Origin of the sequence: Mycobacterium sp. NPDC049093, from assembly GCF_040704635.1 — a bacterium.
GTDB lineage: Bacteria > Actinomycetota > Actinomycetes > Mycobacteriales > Mycobacteriaceae > Mycobacterium.
The window spans coordinates 514,962-530,700 of sequence record NZ_JBEZJS010000006.1 but is presented as its reverse complement, the minus strand read 5'-3'; the positions used below and the strand labels follow the sequence as shown (position 1 = coordinate 530,700).

At 66.9% G+C, this 15,739-nt stretch carries 16 protein-coding genes; 13 read left to right on the top strand and 3 right to left on the bottom strand.

Translation table 11 applies throughout. From position 1 onward, the window contains the following. Positions 1-45: 45 nt before the first annotated feature. From AB0876_RS25725 to AB0876_RS25705, 5 genes are all read left to right on the top strand, one after another. Positions 46-1,350: an NtaA/DmoA family FMN-dependent monooxygenase gene (locus tag AB0876_RS25725; RefSeq protein WP_526043253.1), complete on the top strand. Its 1,305-nt coding sequence runs from the start codon at positions 46-48 to the stop codon at positions 1,348-1,350. After that, a complete protein-coding gene (locus AB0876_RS25720) occupies positions 1,347-2,729 on the top strand; it encodes an LLM class flavin-dependent oxidoreductase (protein WP_491841294.1) in 1,383 nt (460 codons plus the stop codon). Before AB0876_RS25725 ends, AB0876_RS25720 begins: the two co-directional genes overlap by 4 nt. Before the next feature lie 126 nt (positions 2,730-2,855). Further along, positions 2,856-4,388, top strand: coding sequence for an APC family permease (locus AB0876_RS25715; RefSeq protein WP_491841295.1), 1,533 nt, complete (start codon positions 2,856-2,858; stop codon positions 4,386-4,388). After that, on the top strand, positions 4,385-5,374 hold the full coding sequence (locus AB0876_RS25710) for a GNAT family N-acetyltransferase (RefSeq protein ID WP_491841296.1): 990 nt from the start codon (positions 4,385-4,387) through the stop codon (positions 5,372-5,374). Before AB0876_RS25715 ends, AB0876_RS25710 begins: the two co-directional genes overlap by 4 nt. Further along, positions 5,371-6,606 (top strand): acyl-CoA dehydrogenase family protein, encoded by a 1,236-nt coding sequence (locus AB0876_RS25705; protein WP_491841297.1) that lies wholly within the window; start codon positions 5,371-5,373, stop codon positions 6,604-6,606. Before AB0876_RS25710 ends, AB0876_RS25705 begins: the two co-directional genes overlap by 4 nt. A gap of 7 nt (positions 6,607-6,613) precedes the next feature. Here the strand turns inward: AB0876_RS25705 and AB0876_RS25700 are convergent, their stop codons facing one another. Then, positions 6,614-7,528, bottom strand: a complete 915-nt coding sequence (locus AB0876_RS25700; protein ID WP_491841298.1) for a zinc-binding dehydrogenase — start codon at positions 7,526-7,528, stop codon at positions 6,614-6,616. Between the two features lie 54 nt (positions 7,529-7,582). Between AB0876_RS25700 and AB0876_RS25695 the strand changes: the two genes are divergently transcribed. Then, positions 7,583-8,137 carry a class I SAM-dependent methyltransferase gene (locus tag AB0876_RS25695; RefSeq protein ID WP_491841299.1) on the top strand — a complete coding sequence of 185 codons (555 nt, stop codon included), beginning with the start codon at positions 7,583-7,585 and terminating at the stop codon, positions 8,135-8,137. On the opposite strand, the gene AB0876_RS25690 is transcribed toward AB0876_RS25695, so the two are convergent. Continuing rightward, a complete protein-coding gene (locus AB0876_RS25690) occupies positions 8,124-8,402 on the bottom strand; it encodes an ANTAR domain-containing protein (RefSeq protein WP_491841300.1) in 279 nt (92 codons plus the stop codon). The two genes, AB0876_RS25695 and AB0876_RS25690, sit on opposite strands and share 14 nt — an antisense overlap. Before the next feature lie 94 nt (positions 8,403-8,496). Here AB0876_RS25690 and AB0876_RS25685 point away from each other — a divergent pair, with 94 nt between their 5' ends. After that, positions 8,497-9,198, top strand: coding sequence for a sensor domain-containing protein (locus AB0876_RS25685; RefSeq protein WP_491841301.1), 702 nt, complete (start codon positions 8,497-8,499; stop codon positions 9,196-9,198). Positions 9,199-9,211: 13 nt separating this feature from the next. Here the strand turns inward: AB0876_RS25685 and AB0876_RS25680 are convergent, their stop codons facing one another. After that, positions 9,212-11,242 carry a glycoside hydrolase family 15 protein gene (locus AB0876_RS25680; RefSeq protein WP_491841302.1) on the bottom strand — a complete coding sequence of 677 codons (2,031 nt, stop codon included), beginning with the start codon at positions 11,240-11,242 and terminating at the stop codon, positions 9,212-9,214. Positions 11,243-11,357: 115 nt separating this feature from the next. Between AB0876_RS25680 and AB0876_RS25675 the strand changes: the two genes are divergently transcribed. The 6 genes from AB0876_RS25675 to AB0876_RS25650 all read left to right on the top strand — a co-directional run bounded on the left by AB0876_RS25675 (position 11,358) and on the right by AB0876_RS25650 (position 15,732). Then, entirely contained in the window at positions 11,358-11,561 is a 204-nt protein-coding gene (locus AB0876_RS25675; protein ID WP_491841303.1) for a hypothetical protein, read from the top strand. Next, positions 11,464-11,793: an Ms4533A family Cys-rich leader peptide gene (locus AB0876_RS25670; protein WP_526043252.1), complete on the top strand. Its 330-nt coding sequence runs from the start codon at positions 11,464-11,466 to the stop codon at positions 11,791-11,793. Before AB0876_RS25675 ends, AB0876_RS25670 begins: the two co-directional genes overlap by 98 nt. A gap of 130 nt (positions 11,794-11,923) precedes the next feature. After that, a complete protein-coding gene (locus tag AB0876_RS25665) occupies positions 11,924-12,967 on the top strand; it encodes a sulfate ABC transporter substrate-binding protein (RefSeq protein ID WP_491841304.1) in 1,044 nt (347 codons plus the stop codon). Then, entirely contained in the window at positions 12,964-13,842 is an 879-nt protein-coding gene (gene cysT / locus AB0876_RS25660; protein WP_055115489.1) for a sulfate ABC transporter permease subunit CysT, read from the top strand. Before AB0876_RS25665 ends, cysT begins: the two co-directional genes overlap by 4 nt. After that, positions 13,839-14,660: a sulfate ABC transporter permease subunit CysW gene (gene cysW, locus AB0876_RS25655; RefSeq protein WP_055115487.1), complete on the top strand. Its 822-nt coding sequence runs from the start codon at positions 13,839-13,841 to the stop codon at positions 14,658-14,660. The genes cysT and cysW overlap by 4 nt, the downstream gene beginning before the upstream one ends. A gap of 22 nt (positions 14,661-14,682) precedes the next feature. Then, positions 14,683-15,732, top strand: coding sequence for a sulfate/molybdate ABC transporter ATP-binding protein (locus AB0876_RS25650; RefSeq protein WP_491841305.1), 1,050 nt, complete (start codon positions 14,683-14,685; stop codon positions 15,730-15,732). The last annotated feature ends 7 nt before the right edge of the window (positions 15,733-15,739 follow it).

The window sequence follows — 15,739 nt, the reverse complement described above, 5'->3', positions numbered from 1 at the left end:
GCGCAACCCTCGGCTCTTGCTGATGACCGTCGTAGTGTCGCCGGGGTGTCCAGAGAGCTGCATCTGCTGGCCTTCGGCAATACCCGGTCTACCGGGCCGTGGCGGCATCCCGATATCGACAACAGCACTGCCGGGGTACTCCGGCGACTGATCAGCTATGCGCAGACCGCCGAGGCGGGCACCTTTGACGCGCTGTTCTTCGCCGACGGCCTGAACTACGGTCCGCCCGCGACCTGGCCGTACAAGGTCACCGAAGACTTCGAACCGCTCACCGCGACGGCCGCGCTGTCCTCGGTCACCGAGCGGATCGGACTGGTGGTCACCGGATCGGCCACCTTGGCCCATCCGTATCATCTTGCCCGCCAGCTGCTTTCCCTCGACCACCTGAGCGGTGGACGCGCCGGCTGGAATCTGGTGACCAGCTTCGCGCAGGCCGCGGCCGACAACTTCAGTGCCCGCGGTGTGGTGGCCCACGACGAGCGCTATCGCATTGCCGAGGAAGCGCTCGAGGTGGTGCGCAAGCTGTGGGACGGTTGGGGCGAGGACACAATCGTCGCAGACCGTGCGGCGGGGATATTCAACGACGTCAACAGAATCCAACCGACCGATCACCACGGCCGCTACTTCGACGTGGCCGGTCCGCTGGGCGCGGCCCGGTCGGCGCAGGGGCAGCCGGTGCTCTTCCAAGCCGGATCATCGGAAACCGGAAGGGGCTTCGCGGGCCGCCACGCAGAGGTGATCTTCACCAGCCACGGCAACCGGGCGCGGGCGCAGGAGTTCTACACCCAGATCCACGACGAGGCACGGCGGTTGGGCCGGGCCGGGCCGCCCCTGATCACGCCGTCGCTGCGGTATCTCGTCGGTTCCACCGAGGACGAGGCCCGGCGCGCGCAGCAGCAGGAGTACGAGTACTTCAGCCCGCAGTACCAGGCTGGTTGGCTGCTCGAGGTCGATGTCGACGTCACCGGTGCGGACCTCGACGGTCCGGTTCCGGAGTCGGCCTTCCCAGCCCACACCGAGACCCATCAGACCGCATTGGCCGGCTACCGGCTGCTGGCAACCGACGGGAATCCAACGGTGCGAGAGTTCCTGTACCGCACGGTCAACGGTTGGGGTGCGGCCGTGGTGGGCACCCCCGAGCAGATCGCGGACGAGATCGAACAGTGGTTCACCACCGGCGCCGCCGACGGATTCGTGCTGCGGGACTCCGGATTGCCCGGTCAGCACGAGCTTTTCGTCGAACAGGTGGTGCCGGTACTGCGCAAGCGCAGGCTGTTCCGCCACGAATACGCCGGCACGACCCTGCGGTCCCACCTGGGGCTCGACGTCCCGCCGCGGCGCCTGTTATGACCGAACCGTATGTGTTGTCGGCGTTCACCATGTCGACGGTGTCGCATGGCAATTTCGGGTTGTGGCGTCATCCGCAGGATCGCACCGCCGACTACACCGACGTCCGGTACTGGGTGGATCTGGCGAAGCTGCTCGACGACGGCGGATTCGACGTGCTGTTCATCGCCGACGCGGTCGGGCAACTCGACGTGTTCGGCGGAGATGCCAGTGCCGCGCTGGCGCGGGCGGTGCAGACGCCGGTGACCGATCCGCTGTTGGCGGTGTCGGCGATGGCCGCGGCGACCCAGCGTCTGGGGTTCGGTATCACGGTGTCGACCACCTACGAGAGCCCGTACCTGCTGGCCCGCAAGTTCAGCACGCTGGACCATCTCACCGGCGGTCGGATTGGCTGGAACATCGTGACTTCTCTGTTGGACAGCGCGGCGCGCAACATCATCGGCCGTGACCGGCAGATCCCGCACGACGAGCGCTACGCAATGGCCCAGGAATTCGTGGAAGTGACCTACAAGCTCTGGGAAGGTTCGTGGGAGCCCGGCGCGGTGCTGCGCGACGCGGAGCGAGGGGTATACACCGACCCGGCGAAGGTGCACGACATCGGCCACCATGGGCATTACTTCACCGTGCCCGGGGCACACCTGGTCGAGCCATCGCCGCAACGTACGCCGGTGCTCTTCCAAGCCGGCACCTCGCCGGCCGGGCGGGAGTTCGCCTCCCGCAACGCGGAACTGGTGTTCGTCAGCGATCCGCGGCCCGAGGTCCTGCGCAGTCACATCGCCGACATCCGTCGCCGGGCGGCCGGACACGGCCGCGACCCGCAATCGCTGAAGTTCATCACCTCGGTCGAGATCGTTACGGACAGTACCGATTCGGCGGCTCAGGCCAAGGCGCGCGAGCTTGCCGACTTTCACGACCTGGAAGGCGGGCTGGTGCTGTTGTCGGCACTGTCCGGCGTGGACTGGTCGACCTACGGCGTCGATCGCCCGATCCGGCAGTTCGACACCGACGCGAGCCGCTCCATCCTGGCCGCAGTCAGCGACTCTGGTGCCCGTGAGCGCTTGACGCTGCGGGATTACGTTGGGGGACTGGGCGGATTCGGTGGCGAGTTGTTCGTCGGGTCGGCCGTCACCGTGGCCGATGCCCTGGACGCCTATGCCGACCGGACCGGGGTGGACGGGTTCAACATCGCCTATCACGTCACGCCCGGCAGCTTCGCCGACATCGCCACTCACCTCATCCCCGAGCTGCGCCGGCGCGGTCGCGCCCGCGAGCTCGGCGACCCGACCACCTTGCGGCAGAAGCTGTTCGGCGGAGGCGACGGATTACTGGCCGCCGGGCACCCGGCCGCCGCATACCGCAGGAATTCCGTTCATTCGCAATAGAATCCTGTCGATTCCATAGCTGACGACGCGAATCCGATTGCGGCAGTGTGGCAACACATACCGACATCTCAACCACCCGTACCGGTTCACGGACGGGAGGCGTCGCGGTCAGAAAGGGACTTAGCCGTGACTACTACAGACGACCCGAAGGCTCACCCGACGGCGGATGCCGCAGGCCGCACCCTGATCGCGGCCGAATCGACCGGACTGGAATCCGGGGCGCTGGGCCCCTGGGGCGTGTTCGCCCAGGGTCTGGCAGCCGCCGCCCCCAGCGTGGCCCTGGCCGTCGTACCGTTCTCGCTGTTCGTGGCGGCAGGCAAAGGTGCGGCATGGGCCGCCGTGATCGGCCTGTCCATCGTGGTGCTGGTGGCCATCACGATCAGTTTTCAGGCCAAGCGCACGGTGTCTTCGGGCTCGCTGGGAACCTACACGGGTAACGGTCTGGGCCCTGGTTTCGCCTTCGCGGCCGGGTTCAGCCTGCTGTTCGGCTACATCGGTTTCGCCACCACCGGCACCCTCGGCGGGGTGCTCTACCTCGATGCGTTCCTGGAGTCGATCGGCCTTGGCTCGCAAGCGGTCTGGTTCCGGCTGCTACTGGTAATCGTGGTGGTCGGCGTGGCGGTGTACCTTCCGTATCGCGGGGTTTCGCTGGCCGCCAAGTACGAACTGGCCTTCGAACTGCTGGCCATCGCGTCGATCCTGGTGATCATCGTGGCCTCCTACGTCGGCTACGGATTCCACATCGACTGGGAGCAGTGGAATCCTCAGCATCTCGGGTCCAGCGCGACCTTCATCGCGGCGGTCACCGCGGTGGGTTCCTACGCCGGTTTCGAGAGCGTCGCCTCGCTCGGGGCCGAGGCCAAGGACGCGCACCGCAACATTGCCCGGTCTCTGCTCCGCGTGGTGCTCCTGATCGGTGCGCTCTACATCTTCGCGACCTACCCGCAGATCCTGCACTTCGGTGAGATCGACGGTGACAAAGCGGTGCTGCCGCAACTGGCGTCCAGCGTAGGGGTGGAATGGGTGAACCAGATCGTCAGCGGCGCCGTCGCGATCGCGTTCATCGTGTTCGTCACCGCGGTCACCACGGCGGCGTCCCGATCGCTGTTCACGTTCGCGCACGAAGGCGCGCTGCCCAAGGTGTTCACCAAAGTGCACCCGAGCTACAAGACACCGTGGGCGGGTGTGGTGTTCGTCGGGATCCTGGCCCTCGCGTTCTCGACCACGGCCACCTTCAGCTCCGCGGGCCGGCTGGTATTCGACGTCTACGGCGGCTATGTGGCCAACTGGGGCTTCCTGGTGAGCTACCTGCTGGTGGTCATCGCGACGCCGATCTGGCTGCGCAAGATCGGCGCTCTGACCCCGGCACGGCTCGCCGTCGCGGTCGCGGCCACCATCGGTCTGGGATATGTGATCGTCAGCAACTTCTATCCGGTACCCGAGTTCCCGTTCAACATCCTGCCTTTCGTGTTCGGGGCCATCCTGCTGGCCGGACTGTCCTGGTACTGGTACCTCAGGCGGACCAGGCCCGAGGTGGCCAACCGGATCGGCAGCATCCAGACCCTGTCCGAGGACGAGCAACAGCGGCTGGCCGCCGAAGGAATCGGCGAGGTGCTTCAGCAGTCGCACGCGACACTGATCGATGAGGACCGGAAATGACGCTCACCGACCAGGCTTTGGCCACCGGCTGGACCGTGGAACCGGTCACCGCCCACGACTATCCACTGATCGCGGATTTCCTCGCCACCACGCCGGGCCTGCGGGGACGGAAGTTCGCCGCCGATTCGCGCGACGTCGCCGAGCAGCTCGCCGGCGTGTTCCCGGGGTCGGCAGTGGTCCTGCGTAGTGACTCGGCCGACGTGCTCGGGTACGCGGCGCTGTACCAGCCGGACGGGGCTGAACCGGAAGTGTTGGGAGACTTCGTGTTCAGCCCGACGGTGGGCCAAGTGCCGGTCGGTGCGATCGTCGACGACAGCGTCGATCGGTTCCACCGGGTCGCTACCCGTGGCGCATATCTAAGGGTGTATATCGGCGCTGATCAGCCGGCGGCGATCGAGGCGCTGGTGCGACGCGGCGCTCGTCAGGAGCGGCAGTTCGTCGCGACCAGAAAGCCGTTGCTCGGTGAGGATCCCGCCGCGCTGTCCGCCGCGCACATCGACGGCCTGACGATCCTGTCCTGGCCCGAGGTGACCTCGGGCGGATTCACCGAGCAGGTGCGGCAATTGCAGTTCGACACGTTCAGCGAGCATTTCGGGAACATGTCGAAAACCCCGCAGCGCTGGGAACATCACCTGCGCAGCCGGGCGTTCAATCCGGACTTCAGCATCGCCGCGGTCAACGACGACGGCGTGGTGGTCGGCTACGTGCTGGGATCGACCTACACGGTGGGCACCGGAGCCGACGAAGAACGCAGTGCGCACACCGATTACATCGGGGTACGCCGCGACCTGAGAACACGCGGGACCGGGGAACTGTTGTTGCGCAAGATCTGGCTGGCCGCATTGCGGCGCGGGTTCACGGTCGCGTCGCTGGGTACCGACATCGACAACGCCAGCAAGGCCCACGAGCTGTACCGCCGCTTGGGGTACCTGGCGGTCCGGGACCAGTACGCATACCGCATCGATCACGACGGGAGCATCCGATGAGCAGGGCAGGCATCTATCTGAAGCGGCCGTCCGGATACGACGCCGAGTTGCAGTCGGTGTTCCGGCCGATCTTCGACCGGATCGCGGAAGGCAACGTGGCGCGTGAACGCGATCGGACGTTCCCGCATGAGCAGGTGCGGTGGCTCGTCGACGCCGGGTTCGGCACCTTGCGGATCCCCGCGGAGCAAGGCGGTTTCGGTGCCTCGCTGGAGCAGACCTTCCTGTTGCTGGCGGAACTGGGGGAGGCCGATGCCAACGTCGCCCACATCTGGCGCAACCACCTGGCCTTCGTCGAGGACCGGCTCAACGCCCCGGTGACCGAGGACAACAACACCTGGATCAAGCGTTTCCTGGCGGGGGAGTTCGTCGGCGGCGGCTGGACCGAGGCCAACAATGTCACGCTGGCCAACCTGACCACCACGGTCACCACGCAGGGCGACCACTGGCTGGTCTCGGGCGCGAAATACTATGCGACAGGCAGCCTTTACGCCGATTGGCTGGATGTACTCGGCCGCGGCGACAACGGCGAGCTGTGGACCGCGCTGGTGCGTGCCGAGGATCCGGGGGTGACGCTGGTCGACGACTGGCGGGGGTTCGGGCAGCGCACCACCGCCAGCGGTTCGGCGCGGTACGACGGGGCCCGCGCCGAACCGGGCAATGTGTTCCCCGCGGCCGAGCGGTTCAGCTACCAGGCCCACTTCTATCAGATCGCGATGCTCGCCGTGTTGACCGGAATCACCCGGGCGGTGCACCGTGATGGGACGGCTGCGCTACGGCGGCGCACCCGCAACTATCCGCAAGGCCTTGCCGAGGTGCCAGCTGAAGACGCGCAACTGTTGCAGGTGATCGGGGAGATCTCGGCCGAGGCGTTCGGTGCCGAGGCGGCACTGGGGTTGAGTGCGCGCACCCTCGACCGGATCGTTGCGGGCCGGCTGGCCGGCAGCGACGACCATGCCCGCGAGCTGCTGATCGACGCCGAGGTTGCCGTCGCACAGGCACAACTGGTGATCATCGGATCGGCGCTGCGGTCCACCACCAAGGTGTTCGATGCACTCGGGGCCTCCGGCGTGTCCGAAGAGCTTGGCCTGGACCGGCATTGGCGCAACGCCCGCACATTGGCGTCCCACAATCCCGTGGTCTACAAGGCGCGCATCCTGGGGGACTGGTTCGTCAACGGCAAGGACCCGGTCGCCGATCTGGTCAGCCGCGGCCGCGGCGGCCAGGGCAACTGAGGCGTCGTCAGTCGACCTGCAGCACCGCCTTGCCCGCGACCTTGCGGTCGAGCAGGGCCTGTGCGGCGGCGGCGATGTTGCCCCACGTGTCGCGAAGACCGATCTGCGGGTCGAGCTCGCCGTCGGCCACCAACGTCAGCAGATAGTCCAGATCAGCTTGGAACGGTGCCCGAACGGTGAACGGCTCCAACCGTTTCCGGTTGCCGAGGCGACGCTCGGCCTCGAAGTCGATGGTGGTCGGTTCGTTGGATGCCATCCCGATGGACTGCACCGACCCGCCGTCGGACACCAGGCTGAAGGCCTGAGCCAAGAGCTTTCCGCCGACGTTGTCGAGGACGCCGAACACCGGCTCGGTCAAGCCGTCGAGCCCCACCACGACCTCGGCCGCGCCCAGTTCCTCCAGGCCGTCACCGCGTCGCGCACTGCCGACCGCGGCGATCACGTGCGCCCCGGCCCGTGCGGCCAGCTGCACCGCGAATCGGCCGACGCCTCCGGACGCACCGGTGATGAGGACCCGGCGGCCCACCACCGGGCCGAGGGCACGCAGCGCCTGCAGGGCCGTCACGCCGGCCACCGGAAGGGCCGCACCCTCCTCGAATTCCACGAATTCGGGAAGCTCGGCGAGATTCTCGGTGGAGACCGCGCGGCGCTCGGCCCAGCCGGCCGCTCCGCTGAAGCCCACCACACGCGTCCCGACAGCCGGTCCGGTCCCGTCGGCCGCGGCCCTGGCCACGATCCCCGCGCTGTCCCACCCCGGCACTTCGCCGGGACGGCGCATCTGATCGATGAAGTGCACCTCGCCGAAGTTCAGCGCGATCGCATGCACGTCGATCAGCGCCTGAGAGTCGGCGACCGAAGGTTCGGCCACCTCGTCGAACCGGAGGTTTGCAGGAGCTTGCGGGTCGTAGACGAGGGCTCGCATGAAGGGGCTAACCCCGAACGGTTTGGCGCTATTCCCTCCCATAGGGTGGCGCACGTGAGCCAGAAGGACCGCATCCGCTGGGACGCGGCCTATGCCGACCGGGAGCCCGACCGGGCGCCGGCGCTACCCGAAGTGTTCAGCGGCCACGCCGATCAGTTTCCCGCGTCCGGGTCGGCCCTGGACATCGCGTGCGGAACCGGCCGGGCCGCGGTGTGGCTGGCTCAGCGCGGGCTGACCGTTTACGGCATCGACGTCTCTGCCGTGGCGATCACCCAGGCGACGGCGACCGCCGCACATTACGGAGTGGCTGATCGCTGCCGATTCGATGTCGTCGACCTCGACGGCGGCCTACCCTCCGGGCCTCAGGTCGACGTGGTGCTGTGTCACCGCTTCCGCGACCCCGGGCTGTACCCGGCCCTGGCGGCCCGCCTACGGCCGGGCGGCCTTCTCGCGATCTGTGTGCTCAGTGAGGTCGGCGCGGAGGCGGGCCGATTCCGGGCCGCGGCGGGTGAACTCGAGGCGGCCTTTGCCGGTCTCGAGAGGCTCGGCGCGGCCGAGGGAGACGGCCAGGCCTGGCTGGTGGCCCGGGCACCCGTTACTGCGCGTTGACGGGAACCCGCCGGGCCTGGGCCAGCAGCTCACCCCAGGCGTTGAACGCCTCGGCATATTCAGCCGTGGTGCCTGAAGTGCCGCCAGCGAGGTCGACCAATGCCCTTGCGATGCTGCCGATTCCGATACCGGTGCGCTGGACCACCCGCACCAGTTCGGCGAAGGCCTGATCGGGCGCGCAACCGCGCAGGGCGACCAGAACACCGATCGCCACGTCGATCTTGATGCGTGAAGTGTCGTCTGCACGGAGGCGGTTGTAGCTCATGACCTGATGGTGCCGGGCCGCCCACCCCGGATCCAGAGATCCGCGCACGCTGATTGTGTCCGGCGAGATGTGGCCGGTCGGCGACAATAGCCATATGTCCCACCGCACCGTGATGGTAGTTCTGGCCACCGTGGCATTGCTGACGGCGGGATGCGCGCAGATGGTCAACGGTAATGCCGTGCGAGCGCAGGACTCCGTCTCGGTGGTCGACGAGCCGCTCACCGAGTCCGGACTCGAGGATGTCCTGATGTCGCCCGAGGAGGCGGACGAGATCATCGGTGTGACGGGCCTGGAACCGATGAAAACCCGCGACATCAGCGACACGATGAACGTCAACCGCAACAAATTGTCTGAGGAAGATTGCCGCGCAGCGGTTTTCGGGGCCCAGGAGGCGGTATACGCGGATTCAGGATGGACCGCGGTGCGTGATCAGGTGCTGACCACACCGGATTCCAGACAGAGCGTGGAACAGACGGTGGTGCTGTATCCGTCGGGCGATGAGGCTCGCCGATTCTTCGACTCGTCGCGGCAATCGTGGCAGGAATGTGCCGGACGCACGATCTCCATCGGTACCGGAGATGCGGCGACGCACTGGGACATCGACGATGTCGTCGCCGATAGATCCCTGTTCACTCAGTTCTCGACCGAACAGCAACAGACCGAGTGGCCGTGCGATCACGCGCTGGCGGTGGCCGCCAATGTCGTCCTCGAAACCTGGGCGTGTGGGGTGGGGATCGGTGGCAGCCAGGCCGCTGCCCTGGCACTGCACATGGCAGACAAGGCGGCGGCCCAATAGCCGGTGCTAGGCCCTACATCGGCGCGTTGGCGGGCTGGAAGACCCCGGAACTGTCGGACTCCTCCTCGGCGCGGATGACGTGCACCACGGCGTTGATCAGGGCCAGGTGAGTGAATGCCTGCGGGAAGTTGCCCAGGTGGCGGCCGGTCCGCGGCTCGATCTCCTCGGCGTACAGGTGCAACGGGCTGGCGAACGACAGCAACCGCTCGAGCAGATGCTTGGCCCGGCTCACCTCGCCGATCTCGACGAGCGCCGACACCAGCCAGAACGAGCAGATGGTGAACGTGCCCTCTTCGCCGGACAGCCCGTCGTCGGTCTCCTCGACCCGGTAGCGCAGCACCAGGCCGTCCTCGGTGAGTTCGTCGGCGATCGCCAGCACCGTGGCCCGGACCCGCGGATCGTCCGACGGCAGGAACCGCGTCAACACCGCCAGCAGCAGCGAGGCGTCCAGCGCGTCGTCGTTGTAGCGCTGGGTCAGCACACCGCGGGCGTCCACGCCGCGGGCCAGGACGTCGGCCTTGATCTCCTCGGCGATCGCGCGCCACTGCTGCGCGTAGCTCTTCTCGCCCTGCAGCTCGGCCAGCTTCGAACCGCGGTCCAGCGCCACCCAACACATGATCTTGCTGGAGGTGAAGTGCTGCGGCTCGCCGCGCACCTCCCAGATGCCCCGGTCGGGCTCCTTCCAGTGCTTGATGGCTTCCTCGACCTGGTTCTTCAGCACCGGCCACAGCGCCTCGGGAATCTGTTCGCGCGACTTGGCGTGCAGGTACACCGAATCGAGCATGGTGCCCCAGATGTCGTGCTGCATCTGGTTGTAGGCCCCGTTGCCGATCCGCACCGGCCGGGCGTTGTCATAGCCCGAAAGGTGATGGAGTTCTTCTTCGACCAGACTGCGCTCACCGCCGACGCCGTACATCACCTGCAGCGGGTGGCGTTCGCCGTTGTTGGCACCGGACACGTCGGCGATGAACGAGAAGAAATCGTCGGCTTCCCGGTCCAGCCCGAGGGTGTACAGACCCCACAGTGCGAACGTGGAGTCCCGGATCCACGAGTAGCGGTAGTCCCAGTTACGTTCTCCCTGAGGAGTTTCCGGCAGGGATGTGGTGGGGGCGGCCAGCAGGGCGCCGGTCGGCGAGTAGGTCAGGCCCTTCAGCGTCAGCGCGCTGCGCTGCAGGTATGACCGCCACGGGTGGTCGGGGAAGTCGCCGATGTTGATCCACTGCCGCCACGACTCACTGGTCTTCCACATCTTGTCCGAGGCCTCTTCGAAGGTCTGCGGGGCGGGATGTTTGGACCAGCTCAGTGCGACGAACACGTTGTCGCCCTCGGTGAGCCGGGTGCGGGCGCGCGCCTCCCGGCCCTCGATACCGATCCGAAGGTTGGTGGTGAGCCGCATCGTTGGGTGCGAGTCCGGGTTGCGGCTGGCGCGTGCGATGGCTTCGCCGTAGGCCGGGCCGGAGTACTCCCACGAGGCGCTGACACGGTGGTAGTCGAAGGCCGGTTCGCAGTTCATCACCAGTTCGACGGTGCCGCTGACGCAGCGGACCGTGCGTAGCAGGATGTGCTCGGCGTCCCAGTCCATGGGGGTGCGCCGGTGCGTGCGTGACCGGGTGTCGATGTCGTGCCACGGACCCATCACCAGGGCGTCGCGCACGATCAGCCAACCGGTGTGGGTCTGCCAGGTCGTCTCCAGGATCAAGCTGCCCGGCAGGTAGCGCCGCGCTGAGGGAACGGTCACCCCGTAGGGGCCGAGCCGGAAGTGGCCCGCATTGCGATCCAGGATCGCGCCGAACACGCTCGGAGAGTCGGGCCGGGGGACACACAGCCATTCCACGGACCCGGCCGAGGAGATCAGGCAGGTGTTCTCGCAGTCGGACAGGAAGCCGTAGTCGGCGATCGGCGGGAAAGGGTTCCGTAGCGACGCGCCCGACGAGTACGGCACGGGCGCCGTCGCCGTGAGCGGCGCCTCGGGGGTCTTCGAGGTATCAGGGGTCTTGTCGAGTGCCGCGACGACATCCGTGGGCTCGGTGTGTTGCAGAACCATCCGCACATCATCGTGGGTGGATACGGGTGCCGTCTACCCAAGACACGCGTGTCGAACGTTACGGGTGCGACGGGATGAAGACGGGGTGCTGTGGGCGATCGCCTACGCTTGCCCCATGGCGGCAATCCTGAACTGGTGGGACGGCGTCGAACTGTGGCTGACCGGGCTGCCGTTCGTCGTGCAGACCGCGGTGGTGATGCCGGTGGTGCTGGCGTTGGCCTATGGCATCGCGGTGGTGCTCGACGGCGCGCTGGGCTGGGGAAGTATCGGGTTGCGCCGGCTGCGCCACGCCCCGGCGGACGAGGTGGAATCGGAGTGAACGGTATGCCGCGCTCACGTGTCACGTTGATCTTGATTCTGCTGGTTGTCCTGGTCATCGTGATGTGGTTGCTGACCCGCTAGCGGGGACGCCTATCGCTCGACGGGCGCGACGGCGGAATTCTGTTATTCTTCGCGCCATGCATTCAGCGTCCGGCAAGACTGAGAGCCATGTCTTGGCTCTCATTGCCGTGGGTTCGTGCGCTGTTGCAGACGTCGCCTGTTGTCGCTGACTCCAACCCGTCCGCGGTTTGGTGTCGGTGGCGGTTCTGCGCCCGGATGCTGTTCTCTTGCCTCCTCGCCTCCCTCGCCTTTCCGCATGACGGACCTCGCAATGTCCGCTGTCCGCAAGAAAGGTCCTCAGTGCCCGTTAACAAGCCCAATCTCAGTAAGTTCTGGCGTACTGCCACCGTCCTGGCCGCCACCGGCGTGCTGGCGGTCGGCTGCAGTGGCGGCGCCAGTGACGTCGCTGGCGGTGACCAAGGCGCCGCGGGCGCCGACACCACGCTGACGCTCGTCGCCTACGCCGTGCCCGAGCCGGGCTGGAGCAAGATCATCCCGGCCTTCGCCGCCAGTGAGGAAGGCAAGGGCGTTGCGGTGCGGACGTCCTACGGCGCCTCAGGTGACCAGTCCCGCGCCGTGGCCGACGGCAAGCCGGCCGACATCGTGAACTTCTCGGTCGAACCCGACGTGACCCGGTTGGTCAAGGCCGACAAGGTGGCCGACGACTGGAGCGCAGGCAATACGAAGGGCGTCCCGTTCGGTTCTGTGGTGTCATTGGTGGTGCGCAAGGGTAACCCCAAGGGCATCAAGGACTGGGATGACCTGCTGCAGCCCGGGCTCGAGGTCGTCACCCCGAGTCCGCTGAGCTCGGGTTCGGCCAAGTGGAACCTGCTGGCGCCCTATGCGGCGAAGAGCAACGGCGGCAAAGACTCCGCAGCCGGTCTCGACTTCGTGAACAAGCTGGTTACCGAGCACGTCAAGACCCGACCGGGCTCGGGCCGTGAGGCCACCGATGTGTTCCTGCAGGGCACCGGGGACGTGCTGATCAGCTACGAGAACGAGGCGATCAACGTCGAGCGGCAGGGCAAGGACGTCGAGCACGTGAACCCGCCGCAGACCTTCAAGATCGAGAACCCGGTGGCGGTCGTCAAGACCAGTGCCCACGCCGACAAGGCCAAGGCGCTGCAGAACTTCCTGTTCACCGCCGAGGGGCAGAAGCTGTGGGCCGAGGCCGGATTCCGTCCCGTCGACCCGGCGGTGGCGGCGGACTTCACCAAGGACTTCCCGACGCCGGAGAAGCTGTGGACGGTCGCCGATCTCGGCGGATGGAAAGAGGTCGACCCCGCGTTGTTCGACAAGGACAACGGCTCGATCACCAAGATCTACAAGCAGGCGACTGGATGACATCAGTAACGCAGACCGATGCAGCCGAGCCTGGTTCGGCTGTGCCCGCGCCGGGGGATTCCACCCCCGGCGCGCGGCCCGGCCGCTACGGCAGCACCTCGCTGCGCGTGGGGGCGGCCTCGATCTGGTTGAGCGTCATCGTGTTGCTGCCGTTGGCGGCGATCCTGTGGCAGGCGGCCGGCGGTGGGTGGAATGCCTTCTGGGTGGCGGTCACTTCCAACGCAGCCCTGGAATCGTTTCGGGTGACACTGACCATCTCGGCCGGCGTGACGGTGGTCAACATCTTCTTCGGCCTGGTGGTGGCGTGGGTGCTCACCCGCGACGACTTCCCCGGTAAACGGCTGGTCGACTCGGTGATCGACCTGCCCTTCGCCCTGCCGACGATCGTGGCGAGCCTGGTGATGCTGGCGCTGTACGGTCCGGCCAGCCCGGTCGGGTTGCACCTGCAGCACACCAAATGGGGTGTGGGCATCGCCCTGCTGTTCGTCACGCTGCCGTTCGTGGTGCGCTCGGTGCAGCCGGTGTTGCTCGAGCTCGACCAGGAGACCGAGGAGGCGGCCGCCTCGTTGGGCGCCAGCAATCGGGTCATCTTCGTCAAGGTGATCCTGCCGGCGTTGCTCCCCGCCCTGCTGTCCGGGGCCGGTCTGGCGTTCTCGCGGGCCATCGGTGAATTCGGTTCGGTGGTGCTCATCGGTGGCGCCGTCCCCGGTGAGACCGAGGTGTCGTCGCAGTGGATCCGGACCCTGATCGAGAACGACGATCGCACGGGCGCCGCGGCGATCTCCATTGTGCTGCTGGTGATCTCGTTCCTGGTGCTTTTCGTGTTGCGGGCGGTGGGCTCGCGTGCCGCCAAACGTGAGGAGCTTTCGGCATGACGCTCTCACCGTCGGTGCGCTACCTGCTGCGCTTTCTGGCGCTGGCCTACGTGACGGTGCTGGTGGTGGTCCCAGTCGGGTTGATCCTGTGGCGGACCTTCGGTCCGGGCGTCGGTGCGTTCTTCGCGTCGGTGGGTACACCCGCGGCCATCTCGGCGCTGAACCTGTCGCTGTTGGTGGTGGCCATCGTGGTGCCGCTGAACGTGTTGTTCGGTGTTCCCACCGCCCTGGTGTTGGCGCGCAACCGATTCCGCGGCAAGAGCGCCCTGCAGGCGGTCATCGACCTGCCGTTCGCAGTGTCACCGGTGGTCGTCGGTGTCGCGCTGATCCTGCTGTGGGGTTCTGCGGGGCTGCTGGGCTTCGTCGAGAACGACCTCGGTCTCAAGATCATCTTCGGAATCCCCGGCATCGTGCTGGCCAGCATCTTCGTCACGGTGCCGTTCGTGATCCGTGAGGTCGAACCGGTGTTGCACGAGATCGGTACCGACCAGGAGGAAGCCGCCGCGACACTGGGATCGACCTGGTGGCAGACGTTCTGGCGGATCACTCTGCCGTCCATCCGGTGGGGCCTGACCTACGGCATCGTGTTGACCATCGCCCGCACGCTGGGGGAGTTCGGTGCGGTGATCATGGTGTCCTCGAACCTGCCGGGTACCTCCCAGACGCTGACCCTGCTGGTGGCCGACCGCTACAACCGCGGCACCGCCGATTCGGTGTACGGGGCGTACGCCATCTCGACTTTGCTCATGGCGGTGGCCGTGATCGTCCTGGTTGTCCAGGTGATCCTCGACCGGCGCCGAATCAAGGCCGCGCAGTAGGCCTGAGAAGGAGACAAGAACTATGACCGACGCGATCGTGGTTCGGGGTGCCAACAAGCATTACGGCGATTTTGCGGCGCTCGACAACATCGACTTCGAGGTGCCGTCAGGGTCGTTGACCGCGCTGCTGGGCCCCAGTGGCTCGGGAAAGTCCACCCTGTTGCGCGCCATTGCGGGCCTGGATCAGCCCGACAGCGGGACCATCACCATCAACGGCCGCGATGTGACCGGGATTCCGCCGCAGCGCCGCGATATCGGATTCGTGTTTCAGCACTATGCGGCGTTCAAACACCTGACGGTCCGCGACAATGTGGCATTCGGCCTCAAGATCCGTAAGCGCCCCAAGGCCGAGGTGAAGGAGAAGGTCGACAACCTGCTGGAAGTGGTGGGGCTGGCCGGTTTTCAGACCCGCTATCCCAACCAGCTCTCCGGTGGTCAGCGTCAGCGCATGGCACTGGCCAGGGCGTTGGCGGTGGATCCGCAGGTGCTGTTGCTCGACGAACCGTTCGGGGCGCTGGACGCCAAGGTGCGTGACGATCTGCGCACCTGGCTGCGCCGGCTGCACGACGAGGTGCATGTCACCACGGTGCTGGTGACGCACGACCAGGCCGAGGCGCTGGATGTGGCGGACCGGATCGCGGTGCTCAACAAGGGCCGGATCGAACAGGTGGGGTCGCCAACTGAGGTATATGACGAGCCGGCCAACGCGTTCGTGATGTCGTTCCTCGGTGCCGTCTCCGAGCTCAACGGAATCCTGGTGCGTCCGCACGACATTCGGGTGGGACGCAACCCGGAGCTGGCCGTTGCTGCCGGCGACGGTACGGCCGAGGCCACCGGGGTGCTGCGCGCCACCATCGACCGGATCGTGATGCTGGGCTTCGAGGTGCGGGTCGAGCTGACCGGTGCCGCAACCCATGTGCCGTTCACGGCACAGATCACCCGCGGCGACGCCGAGGCGCTCGGGTTGCGGGAGGGTGACACGGTCTATGTGCGGGCCACTCGGGTTCCGCAGATCGCCGGGGGACTGCAGGTTCCGGCGAGTGACGAGGATGAGGCGCTGACCGTCAGCTAGGCGGTCA